4 protein-coding genes are annotated in these 3,720 nt (G+C 59.2%); 1 reads left to right on the top strand and 3 read right to left on the bottom strand.

All coding sequences use genetic code 11. The features are described 5' to 3' along the window. Positions 1 to 436: 436 nt before the first annotated feature. Positions 437 to 1,885 carry an MFS transporter gene (locus tag P1J78_RS24365; RefSeq protein ID WP_275569969.1) on the bottom strand — a complete coding sequence of 483 codons (1,449 nt, stop codon included), beginning with the start codon at positions 1,883 to 1,885 and terminating at the stop codon, positions 437 to 439. A gap of 64 nt (positions 1,886 to 1,949) precedes the next feature. On the opposite strand from P1J78_RS24365, the gene soxR reads away from it, so the two are divergent. Further along, a complete protein-coding gene (gene soxR / locus P1J78_RS24360; protein ID WP_275569968.1) occupies positions 1,950 to 2,381 on the top strand; it encodes a redox-sensitive transcriptional activator SoxR in 432 nt (143 codons plus the stop codon). Positions 2,382 to 2,929: 548 nt separating this feature from the next. Here soxR and dut read toward each other — a convergent pair. Together dut and P1J78_RS24350 are read right to left on the bottom strand one after the other, a co-directional pair. Then, complete coding sequence (dut, locus tag P1J78_RS24355; RefSeq protein ID WP_275569967.1) at positions 2,930 to 3,394, bottom strand: dUTP diphosphatase; 465 nt, start codon at positions 3,392 to 3,394, stop codon at positions 2,930 to 2,932. A 22-nt stretch (positions 3,395 to 3,416) separates the two neighbouring features. Further along, positions 3,417 to 3,599: a hypothetical protein gene (locus P1J78_RS24350; protein ID WP_275569966.1), complete on the bottom strand. Its 183-nt coding sequence runs from the start codon at positions 3,597 to 3,599 to the stop codon at positions 3,417 to 3,419. Between the last annotated feature and the right edge of the window lie 121 nt (positions 3,600 to 3,720).

Here is a 3,720-nt window from a genome sequence, read left to right as displayed (position 1 = left end):
CGAAGAAGCGCGGTGGCCACCAGACAGGCCGCGCGCTGCGCTACGCCAGATGGCTCCGCGCGCGGCCTCCTACACCACCCGGTGGGGCACTACCCATCTGCTGGCGCCGACGCGTCATCGAACTGCGATCGCAGGGGGCGCTGTGCTGGAAGAAACCGCCCACAGCAGAACGCCTGCCAGTAGCCATTCTCGCCCCAGCCCTCCCAGAGGTCCTCTCCGGACAGACCCCGCATGTGCTTCAGGACATGCAGACCCGCCATCCCACTGCCCGGCAGTTCGCCGTCAACGGCCCAATCCGGACATTCGCTCACCTGGCTGTCGCGGCGCTGCGGCTTTACGGAGCGGCCGTTCACAACTGCGTGCAGTATCGAATGGGTGATGGATCTCGGTTGTATGGACGAAGTGGACATTTACTGCGGCTCCAGACGCGTCCGCTTCAAGCTTCCAGACGTGCTTGAGCCCCCATCGGATTTTTCCGAACGAGCGTGATCATAGCGAGTATACCCAGCACCGCAAAAGGCACACACCCGAGAAATATCCAACGCGCCACGTCAGCGGCTTCCTGCGATGTCTGCATTGTAGCGAAGCCCGAGCCGTTGGCGACGATTCCGATGTAGGCCGCACCCAGCGCGTAGCCGAGCCGCTGGACAGTCGGAATCGCACCGGAGATGCGTTGCACGTCCCTGGGATCGGACAGAGCGGTCGTGCGCCTGAGGATGAACGTCCACGCCATTCCGAAGCCCGCCCCTTCCACCGCTGCGAAGGCTGCTATCAGCCAGATTGGTCCATTCGGGACGGCATAGAGAAACCCCGCGATACTGATGACGACGAGGGCCATGCCAAGCGCGATCATCAGGCGGTCCAGCCGTTCTGGCGATCCGCTGACCAAAACGGCCATGAAGGTCCAGCCTATGGAGGAACAGGCAACGATGTATCCCACGGTAAGCGCAGAGGCATCGTGGATCGCGGTCACAAGGACCGGGCCGAAAGCGGTGATGGCGATGGTGGCGACGGACAGGGACAGGATCAACACGAGCGCCGATCCTGTAGGTTTCCGGATGTCGAGCGGAGCCACAGGAAGCAGCCGGCCGTCTTGCGCACGACCGTCCAACCGTAAAAAGAGCGCAAGGCAGGCCGCGCCGAGAAGGACGCAGATCGTGGTCTGCACCAACTCGATTTCGACCCCGCCGTAGGACACCAATAGCACGGCCGAGCAAAGCAGCATTAGGCGTTTCCATGGGAAAACGGCGGCTGTCCGGCTCTCCGGTGCGGCGTGCTCCGGCCTGAATGCAATCCAGAGCGACAGGGCGAAAGCCTGAGCGGCGAAAAACCCGAAACCCCATCGCCAGGACACGAACTCTGCAAAGAACCCACCGATGAGGGGACCAAGGAACGCGGATACGCCCCAAAAGGTGGAAACCGCAGCCATCGCCCGTGCCGTGTAGCGCCTTGGAAAGATCACGCCGACTGCGACGAAGGACATGGCAACGAGCCCCCCGCCGCCCGCGCCCTGAAACGCCCTTCCGGTCAGAACGAGCGGCATCGTCGGCGCGACCGCACTGATCAGGCATCCCAGGCCAAAGACAAGGGCCGCGAGGCTCATGGGCCGTTTCAGGCCGTATCGCATTGTCAGAAGCGCGCTGGCGGCTCCGGCGACGACGGATGCAATCTCATAGAGCGAAACAATCCAGCCGACGAGCCCCGCGCCGCCGACCTCCGCAACGATCGACGGCAACAAGGTCGCGACGATCAGTGCATCCGCCGCATGGAGCCAGACAGCAAGGCAGACGAGCGCCAGGGCGGGCGTGTATGTGCTGTACAGGAGCTCGCGCCACGGGACAGGTGCGTCTGCGTCAGAACTCAGATTCGGGGTCGCTTCGGCCATCGCATTCTCCTTGACGGCCGGCTTTCTGCGGCCTCAACTATGGTTGAGGTCAAGGGGGGAATTCATGCCTGCGCGCCATTTGTCAGTCGGTCAGGTCGCGGAACGCAGTGGCCTGCCCATCTCGACGCTCCACTTCTACGAGCGCAAAGGTCTGATTGTTTCGACACGGAACAGCGCCAACCACCGTGTGTACCGACGCGAGGTCCTGAGACGGGTTACGGTAATTAAGGTCGCCCAGAACGCGGGTGTGCCGTTGTCCGAAATCGCCGAAGCGCTTTCGAGCCTGCCGACCCATTCGGTCCCCAGCACCGAAGACTGGGCCCGCATGTCCGAGGTTTGGCACGATGACCTCACACGCCGGATCGAGACGCTCACCGCGCTTCGGGACAAGATGTCGATGTGCATCGGATGCGGTTGCCTCAGCGTGAAACGCTGTCCTCTCGTCAACGAGAACGATCACTTGGCGGGCGAAGGACCCGGGGCGAGACTGCTCTGACTCGCCAGGCCGGACGTTCGCTGCAAAGGTGATAGCCAGAGGGAGTGGGCTCAAATCGAACCTATGGCGCCGCCACGCCAAGCCCTCCAGCCCACGTTCGGGCCAGGGTGCTTCCGGCCCAAAGGCGACCTTCTCTCCGTTTTCCAGATGCTGCAGTCGCAGCCCGCATTGCCGCCATTCGAGCAAAGTACGCATTTGGTGGCAGGCAACGACGACAGAACGGGACAACGTGGTTGTTGCGCGAATGTCCCCAATTGAGATGCTTCTCAGAGACCAGAAATCGTCATCGAAAGGTAAGTAACGCCAAAGAACAGACAATTCGAGGCGTCGCTCTGTGAGCCGAAGGAACACGCTCTTTGCAAGCCGCGATGAAGGTGCCATGGGCTACCTGCGTCACTCTGATCGAGACGTGCAAACTCAACATGCTCGAGCTCCACGTCTATCCCGCCGGTTTCCTCAAAGCCATTGCTCACAGATAGAAACAAAGTGACGTCAAATAGCTCCTCCCGTGAAATTCTTATCGCCGATTCACCGATTTCTACCATCACTTAAGTAGTATCAGTAGATCCAAATCCTGCCGAGCCTCGCTCTGTCTCATCAAGACGCTCAACCGCAACAAATTCACATTCAAGAGACCTAGAAAATGCAAGCTGAGCGATCGCATCGCCGTGGCGTACAACATAGTCGGTGGCGCTATGGTTGATTAGGATAACTCCTATTTCGCCACGGTAATCCGAGTCGATAGTACCGGGTGAATTCAATACGGCGACACCGCTTTTCAACGCCATTCCTGAGCGGCTTCTAACTTGAACTTCTAAATCAATGTTCATTGAAAATTTGAGACCTGTTCCTATCAGCCGCCATTCTTTTGCCGGCACCACCACTCCTGACGCCTGAGCATCTTCAGGGAGATTTGCGAAAACATCGAAACATGATGAACCGTTCGTGGCTCTACGTGGCATTGATAATTCTGGAGATGCGCTTTCCAGGAATTCGACTCTAATCTCTTCCATGTCTCGACGCCCTTCCGTTGGATCACTTGGCATTCCTGGCCTCTTGGACAACACCCACTACCTTCATCGCGAACTGCGCCGCATTTCCCGCAGCAAGCACCTGCTCCTTTTTGCCCTTGGAGTATCCCCAGTCGCATATCGCCTTGACAACCAACCAGCCGACGCCATGGCGGAGAGATGCCGCAACTATTCCACTTGCCTCCATTTCGCCTCCAATTGCATCAGGGAATCTTTTCTTTAGAGCGTTTTCCGATCAATCTGCATCGTATCCGCAGGCGGCGAAGTAGTTTTCGCATTCCTGGTGCGTGAAGCAGTCGATGAGTTCG

This window comes from Psychromarinibacter sediminicola (assembly GCF_029168335.1).
Classification (GTDB): Bacteria; Pseudomonadota; Alphaproteobacteria; order Rhodobacterales; family Rhodobacteraceae; genus Psychromarinibacter; species Psychromarinibacter sediminicola.
This window is presented reverse-complemented; position numbering and strand designations above follow the sequence as displayed.

Bases quoted from the DNA above. Each gene is read 5' to 3' on its own strand.
- P1J78_RS24350 (WP_275569966.1), bottom strand. From the start codon at position 3,599: ATGGAGGCAAGTGGAATAGTTGCGGCATCTCTCCGCCATGGCGTCGGC.
- soxR (WP_275569968.1), top strand. From the start codon at position 1,950: ATGCCTGCGCGCCATTTGTCAGTCGGTCAGGTCGCGGAACGCAGTGGC.
- dut (WP_275569967.1), bottom strand. From the start codon at position 3,394: ATGGAAGAGATTAGAGTCGAATTCCTGGAAAGCGCATCTCCAGAATTA.
- P1J78_RS24365 (WP_275569969.1), bottom strand. From the start codon at position 1,885: ATGGCCGAAGCGACCCCGAATCTGAGTTCTGACGCAGACGCACCTGTC.